The sequence below is a fragment of the Bacteroides faecis genome (assembly GCF_020091505.1).
GTDB classification, from domain to species: Bacteria; Bacteroidota; Bacteroidia; order Bacteroidales; family Bacteroidaceae; genus Bacteroides; species Bacteroides faecis.
In genome coordinates this window covers 6,263,636-6,282,422 of the sequence record NZ_CP081916.1, presented here as the reverse complement: position 1 = coordinate 6,282,422, position 18,787 = coordinate 6,263,636, and the positions used below count along the sequence as shown (strand labels likewise).

At 43.7% G+C, this 18,787-nt stretch carries 14 protein-coding genes and 1 tRNA gene; 6 read left to right on the top strand and 9 right to left on the bottom strand.

Annotation, left to right across the window (positions count from 1 at the left end; all coding sequences use genetic code 11):
- Nucleotides 1–352: 352 nt before the first annotated feature.
- On the bottom strand, nt 353–1,246 hold the full coding sequence (locus tag K6V30_RS25150) for an MlaD family protein (RefSeq protein ID WP_055271530.1): 894 nt from the start codon (nt 1,244–1,246) through the stop codon (nt 353–355).
- 8 nt (nt 1,247–1,254) lie between these two features.
- Nucleotides 1,255–2,517 carry an N-acetylmuramoyl-L-alanine amidase family protein gene (locus tag K6V30_RS25145; protein WP_029425706.1) on the bottom strand — a complete coding sequence of 421 codons (1,263 nt, stop codon included), beginning with the start codon at nt 2,515–2,517 and terminating at the stop codon, nt 1,255–1,257.
- 140 nt (nt 2,518–2,657) lie between these two features.
- Between K6V30_RS25145 and K6V30_RS25140 the strand changes: the two genes are divergently transcribed.
- Together K6V30_RS25140 and K6V30_RS25135 are read left to right on the top strand one after the other, a co-directional pair.
- Complete coding sequence (locus K6V30_RS25140; RefSeq protein WP_055271528.1) at nt 2,658–3,548, top strand: hypothetical protein; 891 nt, start codon at nt 2,658–2,660, stop codon at nt 3,546–3,548.
- A gap of 607 nt (nt 3,549–4,155) precedes the next feature.
- Nucleotides 4,156–5,514 carry a purple acid phosphatase family protein gene (locus K6V30_RS25135; protein WP_055271526.1) on the top strand — a complete coding sequence of 453 codons (1,359 nt, stop codon included), beginning with the start codon at nt 4,156–4,158 and terminating at the stop codon, nt 5,512–5,514.
- On the opposite strand, the gene K6V30_RS25130 is transcribed toward K6V30_RS25135, so the two are convergent.
- The gene (locus tag K6V30_RS25130; RefSeq protein ID WP_055271524.1) at nt 5,503–6,666 is read right to left on the bottom strand and encodes an exo-beta-N-acetylmuramidase NamZ family protein; all 1,164 of its coding nucleotides are present in this window, start codon (nt 6,664–6,666) and stop codon (nt 5,503–5,505) included. The two genes, K6V30_RS25135 and K6V30_RS25130, sit on opposite strands and share 12 nt — an antisense overlap.
- Before the next feature lie 74 nt (nt 6,667–6,740).
- Here K6V30_RS25130 and K6V30_RS25125 point away from each other — a divergent pair, with 74 nt between their 5' ends.
- Entirely contained in the window at nt 6,741–7,277 is a 537-nt protein-coding gene (locus tag K6V30_RS25125) for an HD domain-containing protein (RefSeq protein WP_010539368.1), read from the top strand.
- Nucleotides 7,278–7,367: 90 nt separating this feature from the next.
- A complete protein-coding gene (locus K6V30_RS25120) occupies nt 7,368–10,079 on the top strand; it encodes a putative LPS assembly protein LptD (protein ID WP_055271522.1) in 2,712 nt (903 codons plus the stop codon).
- A 121-nt stretch (nt 10,080–10,200) separates the two neighbouring features.
- Here the strand turns inward: K6V30_RS25120 and K6V30_RS25115 are convergent, their stop codons facing one another.
- Nucleotides 10,201–10,863 carry a uracil-DNA glycosylase gene (locus K6V30_RS25115; protein WP_055271520.1) on the bottom strand — a complete coding sequence of 221 codons (663 nt, stop codon included), beginning with the start codon at nt 10,861–10,863 and terminating at the stop codon, nt 10,201–10,203.
- A gap of 5 nt (nt 10,864–10,868) precedes the next feature.
- A complete protein-coding gene (gene asnA / locus K6V30_RS25110) occupies nt 10,869–11,906 on the bottom strand; it encodes an aspartate--ammonia ligase (RefSeq protein WP_010539365.1) in 1,038 nt (345 codons plus the stop codon).
- Between the two features lie 219 nt (nt 11,907–12,125).
- Between asnA and K6V30_RS25105 the strand changes: the two genes are divergently transcribed.
- Nucleotides 12,126–12,198: transfer RNA gene (locus K6V30_RS25105), tRNA-Arg, on the top strand.
- Nucleotides 12,199–12,259: 61 nt separating this feature from the next.
- Here K6V30_RS25105 and K6V30_RS25100 read toward each other — a convergent pair.
- Genes K6V30_RS25100 through K6V30_RS25090 form a run of 3 tightly spaced genes read right to left on the bottom strand, consistent with a single transcriptional unit; the run spans nt 12,260 to nt 16,646 of the window.
- A complete protein-coding gene (locus K6V30_RS25100) occupies nt 12,260–15,205 on the bottom strand; it encodes a bifunctional fucokinase/fucose-1-phosphate guanylyltransferase (protein ID WP_083312281.1) in 2,946 nt (981 codons plus the stop codon).
- Entirely contained in the window at nt 15,135–15,809 is a 675-nt protein-coding gene (locus K6V30_RS25095; protein ID WP_010539363.1) for an inorganic diphosphatase, read from the bottom strand. The genes K6V30_RS25100 and K6V30_RS25095 overlap by 71 nt, the downstream gene beginning before the upstream one ends.
- Before the next feature lie 30 nt (nt 15,810–15,839).
- Nucleotides 15,840–16,646 (bottom strand): hypothetical protein, encoded by an 807-nt coding sequence (locus K6V30_RS25090; protein WP_055271518.1) that lies wholly within the window; start codon nt 16,644–16,646, stop codon nt 15,840–15,842.
- Between the two features lie 186 nt (nt 16,647–16,832).
- Here K6V30_RS25090 and K6V30_RS25085 point away from each other — a divergent pair, with 186 nt between their 5' ends.
- Nucleotides 16,833–17,333, top strand: coding sequence for a DUF5035 domain-containing protein (locus tag K6V30_RS25085; RefSeq protein WP_010539361.1), 501 nt, complete (start codon nt 16,833–16,835; stop codon nt 17,331–17,333).
- Nucleotides 17,334–17,431: 98 nt separating this feature from the next.
- Here K6V30_RS25085 and K6V30_RS25080 read toward each other — a convergent pair whose 3' ends face one another.
- Nucleotides 17,432–18,769, bottom strand: a complete 1,338-nt coding sequence (locus K6V30_RS25080; RefSeq protein WP_055271515.1) for a glucose-6-phosphate isomerase — start codon at nt 18,767–18,769, stop codon at nt 17,432–17,434.
- Nucleotides 18,770–18,787 lie beyond the last annotated feature (18 nt).

Below are 18,787 nucleotides of genomic sequence, written 5' to 3'. Positions count from 1 at the left end.
AGTGACTTTAATGCATTTATTAAATTAAGCGAAACTTCTACGTTTGCAAAATTGGGAATCTTATTTGGAAAAAACAAATTTGCTTTTTCTTGTTTTTTTCGGGCAAACAATAATGTGTTTACTTTCAATGACTTATATGATTGTGTTGGAACACTGTCTGTTTCCCCTCTCTTGCAAAATTATAAGTATCTGTATGTTAGTTGTTTATCGTTTTATTTCAGCTCTTTTATATTTCCCGTACCTGTTTGTACGGGAATATTATTTCGGTCTGTAGATAGACTTTTGCAGAGGTTATACTCCCTTTTATACAACGTCTGCTTATTTAGATAAAATCTATATAAGGAAGATTTTGCTACTTATCTTTCTTTCCGAATAAAGAGAAATGAACGTACCGTTTGGGGTGTGCTTTCAGGTCTTCCAATAAGCTTGCCGCATTCTCTGTAGTAGCGTTCAGATTGTTGTATAAAGCAGGGTCGTTGAAGAGCAGTCCGATCGTGTTATCTTTGCTGTTCAACTTCTCTGTAATCATTTTTACGTTAGCGAGTGTCGCGTCAACTTTTTGGAAAATTGCACTGTAGTCTATTTCCTTCAGGTTTCCGCTGATAGCTACAAAATTATCTCCGATGGTATTGAGCTTGCCGGTCAGCTGAGGAATGTCCTTGCTCATGAGTCCTTTCATCTGCGAGCTGACTACAGCGAGATTGGCCGTAGTCGTTTCGATAGAGTGCAGGGTAGAAGGAATACTCTTGTCGCCTACGATGTTGTTCAGTGAGGTGAGGATGGAGTCCAGTTTGGGCAGCATACTCTCAATTTGCGGCATGAGTTTCGCTACACTTTCCATCATTCCGTTGTTCAGTGTTCCGGGAATGGTGTCTCCTATAGCATATTTTTCACGCGGGTTGTTGGCCAGAAGGATATTCATGCGTACGCCTCCCATCAATTCGGATACAAGCTCTGCGCTACTTCCTTTCGGGATGCGCAGTTCAGTGTCCAGTTCAACTTCTACAATCACATTTCCGGGATTTACATAATCATATTCGATGTCGCGCACAATACCTACACGAACACCATCTGCAAATACAGGGCTCGATTTGGTTAGTCCGTTTACATTTTGAAATTTGGCATAGAAATAACTTGAAGGCTGAAACATATGTATACCTTTCAACCAATTAATTCCATAGACAAGTACGCATAATGCTACGATACCTGCAATTCCTATTCGAACTTCTTTTGTAATGTACTTCATTTTATTTTCTATTTATTTCTTCTTTTCTTAAATTCGGTTATTGCTTCGTTGACATTCATCTTTTCTCCGTTCCGGAAGGCTATGATGAATGCGTCTTTGAATTGTGCCGAGATAGTACGCTTGGTGCGTAATACTTTGTTATAATCGCTGGAAGCGCCATACGTATATTTGTACAGTCCTCCTTCTTTGTAATACTCTGCATCTTTGAGTCCTTTTAGTCGTTTGTCATTTTTCGTAAGAGGTTTCGAAGAGGTGAGTATCTGTATCTTAAACGTTATTTCGCTGTCATTGGTTGCGCTCTCTGAAACAATAGGGCGTTTGGGAGCTGTTTTTGCGGTAGTGGCAGGCGTTTTAGCTTCAGCTATCAGTTCTCTTTGCTTCGGAGTGCTGTCCACTTCTTCGGAATCTTTTTGTGTCTGGGCAATCTCCGGAGCGTTTGTTGATGGTTCTTCGGTTGGGATGATCGTTTTGCTGGCTCCGGTCAGGCGTATTTCCTGCTCCCTTTTGTAGTTTAAGAAAGCGTGATAGATACCTTTGGCCATCGTGTTGGCTCCGGCTTCCGAGTTGAGATAGCGTTCTTCTTCCGGGGTTGAGATAAATCCTAGTTCTACCAGGATACTTGGCATGGCGCTCGCTTTCAGAACCAGAAATCCTGCCTGATGTACTCCCCGGTCTACCCGTCTGCAGGTATGTCGGAACTGTTTTTGCACAAGTGATGCGAGATGTACGCTTTGTTCCATGTATTTATCCTGCATAAACTCGAAGATAATGTAGGATTCTGCCGAATTCGGATTGAAGCCGGCATATCTGGTTTGATAATCGTTTTCGTAAAGGATCACCGAGTTCTCCCGTTTGGCTACTTCCAGATTTGCATCCGATTTGGCCAGACCCAATGTCCATGTAGAAGCACCTTTGGCGGTGCGGTTGTTTGCCAAAGCGTTGGTATGGACAGAGATAAAAAGGTCGGCTTTTGCATTATTGGCTATTTCTGCCCGTCGGTCCAAAGGAATAAAGACATCCCTGCTGCGGGTATACACCACTTTGACGTCATCGCAGTTTCTTTTGATCAGGTTTCCCAGTTTCAGTGCAACGTTAAGATTGATGTTTTTCTCTTTGGAGATTTTTCCTATGGCGCCGGGGTCATGACCTCCATGTCCGGCATCGATAACTACTACGAAATCTTTCCCCCATAAATTGCCGATACATAGGGGAGAAACAAGTAGCCAGAGGCAGATTGATATATATAATATGTAGGTTCTATGCGGTTTCATATTTAAATACGGTGCAAATGTAGTAGAATTTTGCAGAAAACTCATGATTTACAATTAAGTTTTGTGTTTTTTTCGGTTTAATGGTAGCTTTTCTCCCGAAATCTCTGTTACTTTGCACCTCTAAGAAAAAATATACGACGATGCTTAAGTTTTTGAAGAATTGGACGTTGCCTATTGCGATGCTGGTAGGTGCTGTCGGTTATCCGATATTTATCTACTTTTCTTTTCTGACCCCATATCTTATCTTTACGATGTTACTGCTGACTTTTTGTAAGGTATCACCGCATGATTTGAAGCCTAAACCGCTGCACGCATGGTTGTTGCTGATTCAGATCGGGGGTGCTTTCCTTGCTTATCTGTTGCTTTATCGCTTCAATAAGATTGTAGCGGAGGGAGTAATGGTGTGTATTATTTGCCCTACGGCTACGGCTGCTGCAGTGATTACTTCAAAGTTGGGAGGAAGTGCGGCAAGTCTGACTACTTATACATTGTTGGGTAATATCGGTGCTGCTATTGCGGTGCCTGTTCTTTTTCCCCTGATAGAGGTAAATCCGGATGTAAGTTTTTGGGGAGCATTTCTGGTGATTTTGAGTAAGGTGTTTCCGTTGTTGATCTGTCCTTTCCTTGTGGCGTGGTTGTTAAATAAATTTTTTCCTGTAGTGCATCAGAAGTTGCTGGGATATCATGAACTGGCTTTTTATCTGTGGGCTGTTTCTTTGGCTATTGTGACAGCTCAGACATTATTTTCATTATTGAATGATCCGGCGGATGGTTTTACGGAAATAATGATTGCGGTCGGAGCTTTGATCGCTTGTTGTTTGCAGTTCTTTTTAGGGAAAACTATCGGATCGGTTTATAATGACCGTATTAGCGGTGGGCAGGCATTGGGACAGAAGAATACAATTCTTGCGATATGGATGGCGCATACTTATCTGAATCCGTTGTCTTCCGTTGCTCCCGGTTCGTATGTCTTGTGGCAAAATATTATTAACAGTTGGCAGTTATGGAAAAAAAGAAAAGCAAGGGATTGAAGCTCTGCCTTACTGCTGATAGTTCCCTACTGTAGAACTATTATTTTTTGCTTGATGAAACTTTAGTTCCATCGTCTTGAAACCGGAGTTTCCTCTGCTTGAAACTTTAGTTTCTTCAGCTTGGCACTAAAGTTTCTACGGCTTGAAACTATTGGTTTCAATGCTTTGGAACTATAGTTTCATCGCATGGAAACCAACTAAACTAAGGTATTCTTTGATTTATCCTTTCAAGGAGCAATATATGATAGTAGCAGGATGTGATAACAAAGCGTGACGGCATTGTGACAGCACACTTTACTGTCACAATGCTGTCACACTTTGCTGTCACCTTTTTATTGGTTTATAATCAGTGCGTTATTTAGCTTTTGGTGACAGATGACAGCAATTTTGGGTGTTTAAATTCTTATGTAGAAGCGCGTCCAAAGTAATCTTCGATATTCGTTTTTGTCTGTAGATTAAGTGATATATTGCAAAAATATTGCAGATTCGTTATATGTAATGTCGTTTATTTCATGCCTGCCACTCTGTTAAAGGTTAAAAAAGGACATAATTTCCGATTTTCGGGACACTATATCTATCTTTGCTACCAGTTTTAAAAATCGGAAAAATGAAGATTACGAAGAGAAAAATAGCTTGGGGCGTCGTTCTCCTGATATTGATTGTCGGTGGTGTCATTTGTAAGAAACGCTGGAATGTGTGGTTTTACAATATTCCTGAAATACGCTATGTGCTGACGGAAGAACCTCAGCGGGTACTTCTGACATTCGGAAATGACGGTGAGCTATCCCGCAATGTAAGTTGGGTGTGCGGAGGCGTTTCTAAACAAGCGAAACTGGAATATACCAAGATCGGTTCCGGCGATACGCTGCTCATCAACGGATCTTCCAAATTTCTTCGTACACTGGGCGGGTTCGGTTATGCCAATTGGGCGAAGTTTAAAGATCTTTCTTATGGAGATTCCTACTCTTACCGGGTATGGAATGACGATCGCTCTTCTGATTGGTATTCGTTTACCATGCAACCCGATTCGACTGACCATTTTTCTTTTGTATTTATAGGTGATGTGCAGGATACTTTGCGTGGAAAGACACGTGATTTTATGGAAAACGTACGCCATCGATATCCCCAGGTTGACTTTTACATGTTTGCCGGTGATTTTGCCGAACGTCCGATGAACTGTTATTGGGACGAGGCCTATCAAAGTGTAGATTCCATTGCGCCCACCAAACCGATGTTAGTTTCTCCGGGAAATCATGAATATGTGAAAGGCCTGGTACGTGTTCTGGAAAAACGTTTTGCCTATGTCTTTTCTTATCTGCTCGAATCAAGATACAAGAATAATAATGTGTATTCTATCGATTACAATGATGCCACCATTATTACACTGGATAGTAACCGTGACCCTTGGTTCCTTTTCTCTCAGCGCGAATGGCTGGAGAAAACGTTGAAAGCTTCGAAAAAGAAATGGAAAATAGTCATGCTCCATCATCCGGTATACTCCATTAAAGGTAAAATGAACAACCTTCCGGTGCGTTGGATGTTCGACGGGCTGTTCCGCGAATATGGGGTCGATCTGGTGCTTCAGGGACATGAACATAATTATGCCCGTATGACTAATAAAAATGATGAGGGCGAAATGACTACCCCGCTGTATCTGGTGAGCCATGCTTCTCCGAAGAGTTACCGTCTGGCTTTCAATGATAAGTATGATCGTTTTGGGACAAACCGCCGTTTCTACCAACATATCGACGTGACAGGAGATACCCTCCGGATGCAGGCATTTTTGGAGAATGACTCATTGTATGATGACGTCCGGATCGTGAAGAATGCTTCCGGTATTCAAGTCATTGACAATGCGCAAGATATACCGGAAATACTCGAAAAGCCCGTAGGGTTGAGGGGAAAGAAAGCTGAAGATTTCGAACGGAATGCGGCGAAGTGGCGGAACCGTTCCTCAGTAAAGTAAATACTTCTGCCTCATGTCCCGGTAAGTCTGCAACTCTTTTTGCCAATTGTCGCAGATTTCCTTTTCCGATTTTCCTTGAAGGATTGCTTTCCGTACAGAATCTGTTCCCATCAGTAAATCAAACCACCGGGGACGGGAGAAGAAAGCTGCACCTTCGCCGGATAAACGATAGAAACGCAGGAGGTAACGGAGCGTGAATCCGTTTACATCTGTTACGTTCCGCAAATCTTCGCCGTAGCAGGCAACTCCTTTGTGCATCGGATTCTTATCGAATCCGGGCAGAGAACGTGGAGTGAAGACGAAATCGCCATACTTTTTGTCAGGTGCGCCCAATACCTGAAAAGGAAATGTTGTTCCGCGTCCTACACTGATACGTGTTGCCTCGAAAGGGCAAAGCGAAGCATACAGGCGGATGGATTGTGCATCGGGCAAGTTGGGAGACGGTTTCACGGGAAGTACGTAAGGCTGTCCATGTTGCCATCCTTTTATGGGAATCACGGTTAGCGGGCAAGTCTTTGTCTGGGTAGTCATCCATCTTTCTCCGTTAATCATTTGTGCCAGTTCCCCGATGGTACAACCGTGAAGGACCGGCAAAGGTAGCATTCCGACAAAACTTTTATACCCCGCTTTCAATACAGGACCTTCTACGTAGTCGCAGGGATTGGGACGGTCTAGTACAATCATTTCTTTTTTATTTTCCGCACAGGCTTCCATTACATAATACATTGTACTGATATAGGTATAAAAACGCGCACCTACGTCCTGAATATCGAACACGATGACATCGATATCCTTTAGTTGGGCGGCGGTTGGTTTCTTGTTATTCCCGTAGAGTGAGACGATAGGTATTCCCGTGCGGCTGTCTTTTCCGTCTTTTACAGTTTCACCGGCATCCGCGTTGCCGCGAAAGCCATGCTCCGGTGCAAAAACTTTCACTATATTGATCTTTTGTTTTAATAAAGTATCCAGCAGATGAACGTGTTCCGTGCCAACGATGGAAGTGTGGTTTACGACCATTCCTACACGTTTTCCTTTGATTAGCGGCAGGTACTGGTCCATGCGTTCGGCGCCCGTAATTACTTTTCCGCTGGCGTATGTCGAGCAAAGTATTATGAACAGAGAGAAAAGAATGAAGGAACTTCTGGCTTGCATATCAGTAAATTTTTGTAATATTGCACAAAAATATCATTTCTCGGTCAGGGAACAAGTAATAACTAGTGAAAAATATGAATCCAATTGAAATTATCGACAAATTTTATCCGCAAGAGACGGAACAACGGCACATTCTACTTATACATAGCCTTTCTGTAGCTCAAAAAGCTTTGAAGATCGTAGATGCTCATCCCAATTTACCTATCAACCGCAGCTTTGTCAGAGAAGCCGCGCTTCTGCACGACATCGGAATCTTTCTGACCGATGCTCCTACGATCCAATGTTTTGGAGAACATCCTTATATTGCCCACGGCTATTTGGGAGCAGATCTTTTGCGGAAAGAAGGTTTTGAACGTCATGCACTGGTTTGCGAACGCCATACCGGAGCCGGATTATCACTGGAAGAAATCATAGAACGACAGCTGCCTCTTCCTCATCGTGAAATGCTGCCCGTCACTCTGGAAGAGCAAATAATCTGTTTTGCCGATAAATTCTTTTCCAAAACTCATCTTGATGAAGAAAAGACAGTGGAAAAAGCCCGAAAAAGTATTGCAAAATATGGTGAAGAAGGGCTAAACCGTTTCGATGGATGGTGTTCTTTATTTTTATAGCACTAAAAAATAATTAAATAACAGAGATTCTCACGCATTATTGATGAAGATTGTGTACTTTTGCCACTTCAAGCGTAAAACTATTAGTTAATGGCGCCATTGAGAGCAAAAATAATTATATCATTCATATTGCTGATTGTCTTGCTGATGCTTCCTGATGAGGCTACGTCTCAGCGTCGAAGAAGAGGGATGATTGCCTCCAACACTGCACAAACGGATTCCCTTAACGGGAACGATTCGTTGAGAGCGGATACAGTTGTGGTACGCGTCGACTCTGTAGCACCGACAAAGAAACAACCGCTCGATGCACCGGTTATTTATGAATCTAACGACTCCACCACTTTCACGTTGGGAGGTGCCGCTACGCTTTATGGTAGCGGCAAAGTTAACTACCAGAATATCGAACTGGCAGCGGAAGTGATTTCCATGAATCTGGACAGTAGTACGGTACATGCCTATGGTATTAAAGATACGACAGGAACAATAAAAGGTAAACCTGTCTTTAAAGAAGGCGAAACAGCATACGACACAGAGACTATCAGTTATAACTTCAAGAGTAAAAAAGCGGGAATCACGGATATCATCACCCAACAGGGCGAAGGTTATGTGACCGGTAGCAGAGCCAAGAAGGGAGCAAATGATGAAATCTTTATGGAGCACGGTCGTTACACGACTTGTGACCATCATGACCATCCTCACTTCTACATGCAGCTGACAAGGGCCAAAGTGCGTCCCAAAAAGAATGTAGTAACAGGTCCTGCGTACCTTGTGGTGGAAGATGTTCCTCTGCCGCTGGCTGTGCCTTTTTTCTTCTTCCCTTTTTCCAGCAGTTATTCTTCAGGCTTCATTATGCCGACCTATATGGATGACTCCAGCCGCGGTTTCGGTCTGGCAGAAGGAGGGTATTACTTTGCTATGAGCGACATCATGGACTTGAAACTCACAGGAGATATATTCACGAAAGGTTCATGGCGGCTCTCCGGATTGACAAATTACAATAAGAGGTATAAATATTCCGGTACCTTGCAGGCGGATTATCAGGTGACTAAAACCGGAGACAAAGGAATGCCGGATTATACAGTTGCCAAAGACTTCAAGGTGGTGTGGAACCACCGGCAGGATGCTAAGGCAAGTCCGAACAGTACTTTCTCCGCCAGTGTAAATTTCTCGACCAGTAGTTATGAACGGTCTAACATCAACAACCTTTACAACTCTCAGTTGTTGACTCAGAATACAAAGACTTCAAGTATCAGCTATTCCCGCAGTTTCCCCGATATTGGTCTGACCTTGTCCGGAACTACCAATATTGCGCAGACTATGCGTGATTCTTCTATCGCCGTGACGCTCCCCGACCTTAATATTACGTTGAGCCGTCTTTTCCCTTTCAAGCGTAAGAAGGCTGCCGGAGCCGAGCGTTGGTATGAAAAGATTTCCATCAGCTATACGGGACGTCTGACAAACAGTATCAGAACAAAAGATGACCGTTTGTTCAAGACCGGAATCAGCGGATGGGAAAATGCGATGAATCATAATATTCCTATCAGTGCTACTTTCACGCTGTTCAAGTATTTGCAGGTTTCTCCTTCGGTCAACTATACAGAGCGGTGGTATACCCGTAAGATGAACCAGACATATAATATGGAAGAACATAAGCTGGACCCTAATCTGAATGATACTATTAATGGTTTCTATCGGGTGTCCAACTATTCTGCCAGTATCAGTTTGAGTACGAAACTGTATGGTATGTACAAGCCTCTTTTCATGAAGAAGAAAGAGATACAGATCCGTCACGTTGTTACTCCACAAGTAAGTCTTAGCGGAGCTCCCGGATTCAGCAAGTATTGGGAGGAATACACAGATTATAACGGCAATACACAATACTATTCTCCTTTTACCGGACAGCCTTTTGGAGTTCCTTCACGTGAAGGTTCGGGAACGGTTAGCTTCTCTCTGTCCAACAATCTGGAAATGAAGTATTATGATGCCAAGAAGGATACGCTCAAAAAGGTCAGTCTGATTGATGATTTGAGCGCAAATATGTCCTATAATATGGCAGCGAAAGAAAGACCTTGGAGTGATTTGAGTTTGAATATCCGTATGAAGCTGACCAAGAACTATACTTTCAATATGAACGCTTCATTCGCTACTTATGCTTATGCTTTCGATAAGAACGGTAATGTAGTGACCAGTAATCGTACTGAATGGTCTTATGGACGTTTCGGACGTTTCCAGGGATATGGTTCTTCTTTTAACTATACTTTTAATAATGATACCTGGAAGAAGTGGTTTGGTCCGAAGGAAGACGCTGAACAGGATAAAAACAAGAAGGACTCGGAAGACGGAGACGGTGAGGATTCTGAAGGTACGGAAGATGGAACTACCACCAAGAAGGTGGAGAAGGCACAGGCCGACCCGGATGGTTATCAGGTATTCAAGATGCCTTGGTCTTTAAGTTTCAGTTATTCGTTCAATATTCGTGAAGACAGAACGAAGCCTATCAATCGCTATTCCATGCGTTATCCGTTTACTTATACCCACAATATTAATATGAATGGAAATGTGAAGATTTCCAACAACTGGTCGCTTTCATTCAATTCGGGTTACGACTTCCAGGCAAAAGAAATTACGCAGACTTCTTGTACGATTTCGCGTGACTTGCACTGCTTTAACCTTTCTGCCAGTCTTTCGCCATTCGGACGTTGGAAATACTACAATGTTACCATTCGTGCCAATGCAAGTATTCTTCAGGACTTGAAGTATGAGCAGAGAAGCCAGACGCAAAGTAATATTCAGTGGTATTAATAAATGGAATGAAGAATCGGGAATAAGCCCCGGTAGGACTAAAATATAAAAATGGCTGCATGATCTTTGGGGTGATGCAGCCATTTTCTTTATGTCTTGATTCTGATTGATCAGATGATGATTACCATACAATTTCCGTTTCTCCGTTTGCCTTCAGATAATCGTTTGCCCGGCTGAAATGTTTGTTGCCGAAGAAACCATTATAGGCAGAGAGGGGAGAAGGGTGGGCGGAGCTGAGTACCAGATGCTTGTTGCGGTCGATAAAGGCTCCTTTGCGTTGGGCATAAGCTCCCCACAAGATAAACACAAGATGTTCTTTTTCTTCTGCCAGCGCACGAATGGCTGCATCTGTAAAGGCTTCCCATCCGCGGTTTTGGTGAGAGCCTGCCTGATGAGCGCGTACGGTCAGAGTCGCGTTGAGCAGCAATACTCCTTGTTCGGCCCAGCGAGTCAGGTTTCCGGTAGCGGGAGCGTCTGTGCCTATGTCCGCCTTTATCTCTTTGAATATGTTTACCAGAGAAGGAGGGAAAGGAACTCCGTCATTGACTGAGAAACAAAGCCCGTGTGCCTGGCCTGGCCCGTGGTAAGGGTCTTGTCCGATGATTACTACCTTCACTTTGTCGAAAGGACAGAGGTTGAAGGCATTGAAAATCAGCTTTCCCGGAGGAAAAATCTGATACTGGCTATATTCACTTTTAACGAATTCTGTCAGTGTGCGAAAGTAGTCTTTTTCAAATTCCGGTTGTAAGTGTGTTTTCCAGCTTTCTTCTATTTGTACATTCATAGCAATTATATAAGGTGTATATCAAGTTCCTCACATTCTTTGCGCATATCTTCCGGCCAGATGCTGGCTTGTATTTCTCCGATATGAGCTTTGCGAAGGTAGAACATACACAAACGGGATTGTCCGATACCGCCACCGATAGATAGGGGAAGTGTGTCGTCCATCAGTCGTTTGTGGAAATAAAGTTTCAGTCTCTCTTCTTCGTTTTCTTCTTTGAGCTGACGTTGCAGAGCTTCTCTGTCTACACGAACACCCATGGAAGATAATTCGATGGAACGTTGCAGTACATCGTCCCAAAGCAAAAGGTCACCGTTGAGCCCCGGCAAGTTGTTCAGCCCATTCGATGTATAATCATCGTAGTCCGGTGCACGTCCGTCATGCTTTTTGCCATCACTCAGTTTGCAGCCGATACCGATGATAAACACGGCACCGTATTTTTGGCAGATGGCATGCTCACGGCATTTGGGTTCAAGGTTCGGATAAAGCTGGCGCAATTCTTCCGAATGGATGAAATGTAACTTCTGTGGCAGACAGGGTTTGATCTGAGGATACATTTCGTATACCATGTATTCTGTGCGGATCATGGCTGCGTAGATACGGTTTACGATCTCTTTCAGGAATTCTACGTTTCTGTCTTCGTTGGTGATGACGCGTTCCCAGTCCCATTGGTCTACATAGAGCGAGTGAAGGTTTCCGAGTTCTTCGTCAGAACGGATGGCGTTCATGTCGGTGTAGATACCGTATCCCGGTTCGATATTGTAATCGGCGAGGGTTAATCTTTTCCATTTTGCTAATGAATGAACGACTTCTGCTTGTGCGTCACCTAAATCCTTGATCGGGAATGAAACAGGACGTTCTATACCATTCAAATCGTCATTGATACCCATGCCTTTCAATACGAAAAGCGGGGCTGTTACGCGTCTGAGGCGCAATTCTGATGACAGGTTTAACTGGAAGAACTCTTTTATTTGTTTGATTCCCAACTCTGTTTGTTTTAAGTCGAGTAACGGTTTATAGTTCTTTGGTTTTATCAAGTAACTCATAGGATTGTTGATTGTTAATTGTCGGCAAAGATAGGAATAATATTAATATCTGTATTGGATATTCTCTAAAAGATTGTCAAATTGATAAACTATATGCTATAAAGCATTTCAAAATAACAGAAGGTCAAGGAGTGCCGGTGACTTAAGAACTATAAAAAAAGATGAATCATTAGGAAGATGAGAAGATTTTTTATACTTTTGTCATCGCATTTAGGAAATGGCCCCGTAGCTTAGTGAATAGAGCGTCAGATTCCGGTTCTGAAGGTCGTGCGTTTGAATCGCACCGGGGTCACATGGAAATCCCTTGATAATCAGCAATTATCAAGGGATTTTTGTATCTATATACCTTCTTCTTAGCTTCTTGATACTTGTAGTCCCTTGTCAGAAAGTGTCATTTCAACAAAGCGTGCACGCGGGTTAGGGGCGTGCTCGGTCAGTATCCGGCGGATATGTCCTGCTGCTTGCGGATCTTTAGCTACCATATATAAGTAACCGCCACCGCCTGCACCGGGTAATTTATATCCTAACGTATAATCTTTAATTTGTTCGATAATGGCTGCTACCGCCGGTGGATTCGTACCCGAGTCCAATGCTTGATTTTGTATCCAGCTTTTGCCGATGAGATTGCCGAAAGTGTCGAAATTGCCACGTAAAATAGCCTCGTTCATATCCATCGCATGGGCTTTCATCTCTGCCAATAAACTAAGATGCATTCCGGAGTTAAGGAACATGGAGCTGACTATTTCAGCCAGGATTCCTTTTGCTGTACGGGTGATACCTGTATAGTAAAGCAGGTGGCAGTCCCGGTATTCCGGTTGCACAAAGAGTTGGTCGGGCAACCAACGAACCAATGGATGCTGTCCAAAGCCGGATTCGGACTGTAACAGTTTTACACCGGGAAATACACCGCCGTATTGATCTTGCCATCCGCCGCCGGTGGTAAGCAATTGCTCCAATACCAGTGTATAATTGCAGATATCGTTCTTGTCCCATGCCAGTCCGCAGAAGTCATTGATAGCTCCGAGTACGGTAGATGAAAGGATAGAACTGGTGCCTAGTCCCGAACCTGCCGGTATTGCGGCTAATAAGGTGATTTCAAGTCCTGAGCCGAAAGCTTTCAGGTGCTCTTCCAGTGATGCGTAAGATTCCGCTGCGAATAACGGAGCGAATCCTGCCAAGGTAAGTGCTGCCTTTGGAATGGAGAAAGGTGAACCGACTTTTTTGTAATCCTGTAGTTCCTCGTAGCTTCTGATAACTTCCATGGCTCCCATATCAATAGAACGAAGTACGATATGGAATTCCGGACATGGCTTGACGTATACTTGCAGCGGAGGCTGTCCGTTCAGTTCAATGGCCAGATTGACTACACTTCCTCCTGAGTAGAGAGAGTAAGGAGGAGTGTCTGTCCATCCTCCTGCAACATCAATGCGCACCGGGCTTCGGGCCCATACTATCTGATCTGAGTAAACATTGAGTTTCGGATGGTTCGTTTTTCCGGCAACGGCTTCCAGTAGCCCGTCACGGAGTAGTTGGAAGGCAGCTTGTTCTTCTTCCTTGTAGTTGTCATTGCCTTGCAGTTTCATGATGCGTGCCCGGAGCATCCGGTTATGTATACGCAGCATGGGGGCGGAATCTTCCTTCAAGATAGCAGGAACATCCAGGTTGAACCGGATAAATTCATTGGCAGCATCCTGCAAATCAAGTTGATAGAATACACTCTTTTCGTAATTGGCGGACAAGCCTTTCCAGTTATCTTTGCGGAAGGCATTGCGCTGTGCATAAAGGCGTTCCAGATTAGCCTGTGCCGATATCTCGTCAGCAGAAAGTTTTTCAGCTTTCAGCCATAGCTCTTTTCCTTCTTTTAATTGTGGTTCGGATATCATCCAGCGTACTACTATGCCAAGTTCTTCGACAGAAGTCATTACGGGGAAAATAGAGGCTGCTTGCAGGTCATCTGTACGTCCTTTTATTTCTTCCCGGCTGATTCCTCTTTCTCGCATCCAATGTGTGAAAGACATTCCCAGATAGGTCGTTGAATCGTTGCTTATCGCCCCTTTGAATACATCGTCCAGTCCATAAGGACGTGCGACAAAACCTGTTTCTCCCATGGGAACGATATCGATGCAGATTCCGTCCGGCACACCTATATTCCAGTGATTTTCGGGAACCCCTGTGATAATCTGGCGAGAACCTAATTTCCATCCTTTTCCTACGTGGCTGTTTTCGATCCATAAATTGGCATTTTCCGCAGACAGCTCCACCTTTGTAAGTGAGTTCTGGATAAAGATGGCAGGGTTCGGTTTTACTTTCCGGTGCATGATACGTCTTTGGTCACGGACTTTATCCTGTATGGCTAGTGTAGAAGAAATCAGTTCCCGGCTTGTTCCGAAATGATAAAACTCTCCTCCGGGTAAAGGCAGGATAGCTACCGATAATTTATTTACTTCGTCGTCTGCCGTTTTAGGATGTTCTCCCAGTGCTAGACCGTAATCTGAATATAAGTCGTAGTAACTGATATCATTCGTACCTTCTTTCAATGACCGTTTCATCAATACCTCCACGGCACGGTCACTTAATATCCAGATGCCGATGTCCATCAGGAAAAGATGGGTCTTGGACAATCCTTCCAATTCCTCCAGCGAAGGTTTTTGCAGCATGAAGTCAAGTACTTCCGGTTTCTTGCGATCCGATACGAATACACCGTGGTGAGTAGCTAATGAAGGATTCACCCATAAGCCATAACATACGACATCTACATTCGGTATGTCTTGCAATGGTTTCTCCGAACGGATATATACATCTCCGCTGGCTATCAATGTATTCAAGCCTTCCGGAGCTTGTTTCATGAGTCTTTCGTACAGAGGAAGTTGTAATGACAGTAGATTCTGCCCCAGCTTTTGTCCTCTTTCCCAACTGAAAACAGGTATCGGAGTCAATATTTTACCCGAAGGAGCATAGCCGGGCAAACGGCGGCTCTGTCCTCCTGCATGCAACAGGATTCTTTTCTCGCTTCCAATCCATTTGCTGAAACTATCTTCCGGTGCAAAGGCTTGATGGCAGGCCTGCAATAACCAGGTTGTTCCACCGCCGGAACCTAACTTACTGCCTACGGGGTCTGATGTACAAAACCAGTCGGTATGATTTACTCCTTCCAGTTGATGGAAACTGTGAATCAGGTTGGGAGGTAAAGATAATAACTTTTGCATAATAGAATCGGTGTTTATTGGTTTATAAAAGAATCGTATCCCAACTATCGCAGAGTGCCTGCATAGAAGGGAACAACAGATCGGCTCCTGCATCCAGCAATACTTGCCCGTCCAGAGGGCCTGTATTTACCGCGATTGTGAAGATGCCTGCCTTATGTCCTGCTTCCACACCCAATGGTGCGTTTTCTATCACTACTGCTTCGTCCGCTTTCAGGTCCCCTTTTTTCAGAGCCATCAGATAAGGTTCCGGATGAGGCTTACCGTATTTTACGTCGAAAGCGGTAACCATCAGTTCCTTGTGAAACATACCGGGAAAGTTGTGTTCCAAACGTTCCAGCAATGAAAGCTGTCCCGAACCGGTGACTACCATGGACGTTAGTCCTTCGCTTTTTATTTTCTGCAAGAGTTCCCACGCACCGGGCATACGCTCTGCTTCCGGGTAAGAATTAAACAGGATACTTTTTTCTTTATATATACTTTCTATTTCTTCTTGTGTGGCTTCTTTGCCCAGTTCGCGTTGAAATACAATGTTGATAGTCGATGCTCCCGTTCGTCCTTCGTGCATATAAGCTTCTTCCCGGCTCAGATTCAGACCGTGAGTTTTCATTACCTGATGCCAGGCTTCGGAGTGGTAGGGCATGGAATTAAAGAGTACGCCGTCCATATCGAACAGGACGGCTTTCAGTTTCTTTTTCATAATTGGGGTTAGATGGAATCTGTTTGATATTTATTCTTTTTTCAGCAGATCTTTCAGTTCAGACACGGTGATTACCACATCGTGCTGATCTTCCGATTGTTTGCCGATATATCTGTAAACTATGTTTCTATTACAATTCACGCAGCATTTGATGAAGAGCTGGGTGGGAAGATCCGTCTGATTGGCTAAGGTGCCTACAATCCCTTCTTTCACTTCTTTGGCATTGGCTTTGATCTGGCTCATTTCACACAAATCTTCATCGACACGGCAGATATATATCACCGATTCATCGCTGAGTTCAATCTTTTCGATGACTACTTCTTCACTTGCCTTCATCGGAAATTGCAGGTTTGCCATCTGTATCTGTGATTCCAGTTTGGCCAGATCACTTTCAGAAGCATTGACATCTGCATTGAGAATGTTTTTGATTTCATCTGTTGTCAGTTCGCAAACTACCTGCTCTCCTGAATCTTTTCCTATATATATCATCTGCAGACCTGCTTTGCACTTAACAACAAGGTCCAGCAATGTTTTTACTTCTTTTGTCGGATTCTGGAACATGATTTTCATCGAAGTCTTCATGCTTTCCGGATTTTTCTGCAATGCTTTGATGTTGGCAGTCTCTTCATTCAACTGGAAGGTGTATACTACGTTTTCTCCGTCGTAAACGATGCTGGTGATTTTGCCGGCCTCTCCCATGTCCATCGGACATTGCTTGTTGGCTACTTCAATGGCAGCTTTAAGTTTGACTTCCTGGCAACCGGTAGTTAACACAATCAGTAATGACAAACTGATAAACAACATCGCTGCATTCGAGCTTCTTATTAATTTTTCCATTGTTCTTTATATTTAGAATTTAAGATAAAGAGAGATATACGAAGCAAAGATAGTCATAAAAAATGAGAGATATGGCAGAATGGGGGAGATAGTTGTTGGTTAGGATTTTGGATGATTCATCGTATGATAATTTGTCGTTTAGAAGATAATATGTATTTTTGTAGCATGATAAAACGAGTCGATAGCATGAAAAAAAGAGTATTGTTTCTGCTGCCATTGTTTCTAGGTGCTTGTTCGGATAGCGGAGAAAGCCCTGTTATCACGATAGAAAAGCTATATGTGAAAGTAGATCAGGGCGATGGAGAAACCAGTCGCGAAGATTATGCGAACCGAATGAGCGAATTGCCTGCTTTGAAAGTAGGAGATAAGGTGGACGCATTTTTGTCTTTGGATGGGAACGGAGCTGAACTGAAAGCTTTCCAGCTTCAGAATGGTGAAGAGATGAAGACTGAACTCCGTTATGAAAAAACGGAAGTTACTACCGAAGGAAATCTGACAGACGAAGAAAAAGGACAGTTACGCTTTAAAGATGGCGTGACAAAGACTAAGGTGCTGGTTCATGCCACTATTGAGCATGTAGATAAGAATGGTGACGTACAATTATCTTTTTATCTGTCTTCAAAAGCGGAGTGTGAAGGAGCGCAGGAAGTGATTGACTTAAGAACAGAAGTAAAGGAGGAAAAATAAACCCCGAAAAGGAGTGAATCACTTTTACGTTACGAAGGAAATATAATAAAAGAAGCGATCTCGGAGAGGTCGCTTCTTTTATTATATGATTTAGGATATTACAGTCTTGCCTGGATAGCTTTTGACTCTTCTTCGTATCCCGGTTTGTTCAGCAAAGCAAACATATTTTTCTTGTATGCTTCCACGCCCGGTTGGTTGAACGGATTCACGCCCAGCAGATAACCGCTGATACCGCATGCCTTTTCGAAGAAATACAGCAGGCCGCCGATATTATATTCGCTCAGTTCCGGAAGAACGATGCGCATATTGGGTACACCGCCGTCTACGTGAGCCAGTTGAGTTCCCAGTTCTGCCATCTTGTTCACTTCGTCTACCCGTTTGCCTGCCAGGAAGTTCAGGCCGTCGAGGTTAGCTTCGTCAGATGGAACTTCCAGTTTGTGGTTCACCTTATCTACAGAGATAACTGTTTCGAAGATAGAACGTTCACCTTCCTGAATCCACTGTCCCATAGAGTGGAGGTCAGTAGAGAAGTCTACGGCTGCAGGGAAGATACCTTTGTTATCTTTACCTTCAGATTCTCCGTACAGTTGCTTCCACCATTCGCTTACATAGTGCAGTTTCGGGCAGAAGTTGACAAGGATTTCAATTTTCTTGCCGTTTCTGTACAGCTCGTTACGGGTAGCAGCATAGATGGCAGCAGGGTTTTCGGCAAACGGAACGTCAGAGCCGCATGCTTTTTCCATATCTGCAGCACCGGCAACCAGTTTGTTGATATCGAATCCTGCCACTGCAATCGGCAGTAAACCCACCGGAGTCAATACAGAAAAACGTCCGCCTACGTTGTCCGGAATGATAAAGGTTTTGTATCCTTCCTTGTCGGCAGTAACGCGTGCGGCACCTTTCCTGGCGTCTGTGATGGCAACGATTACTTTTTTGGCAGTTTCTTTACCGCGCTGGTCTTCGCATTGTTTTTTCAACAGGCGGAAAGCAAGCGCCGTTTCGGTGGTAGTTCCTGATTTGGAAATATTGATAACACCGAATTTCTTGTCTTTCAGATATTCAGTAAGTTCGTACAGATAGTCTTCGCTGATGTTGTGTCCTGCGTAGATCATAACAGGAGCAGTTTTCTTTTCCTGCAGCCAAGTGAAGCTGTTGGACAGCGCTTCGATTACAGCACGTGCGCCCAGATAGCTACCACCGATACCTGCAACGATCACTACTTCACAGTTGTCTCTCAATACTTTTGCAGTAGCGTTCAGGTCAGCCAGATGTTCGTCGCTGATAGAAGAGGGAAGGTGCAACCATCCTAAGAAGTCGTTTCCTTTTCCTGTTCCTTTTTCCAGCATTTCCTGTGCGGCTTTTACCTCGGCTTCATAAGCAGAAACCTTCTCTTTGGAAATGAATCCAAATGTTTTTTCAATGTTCAAGCTAATCATATCTATAAGTTTTGAGTT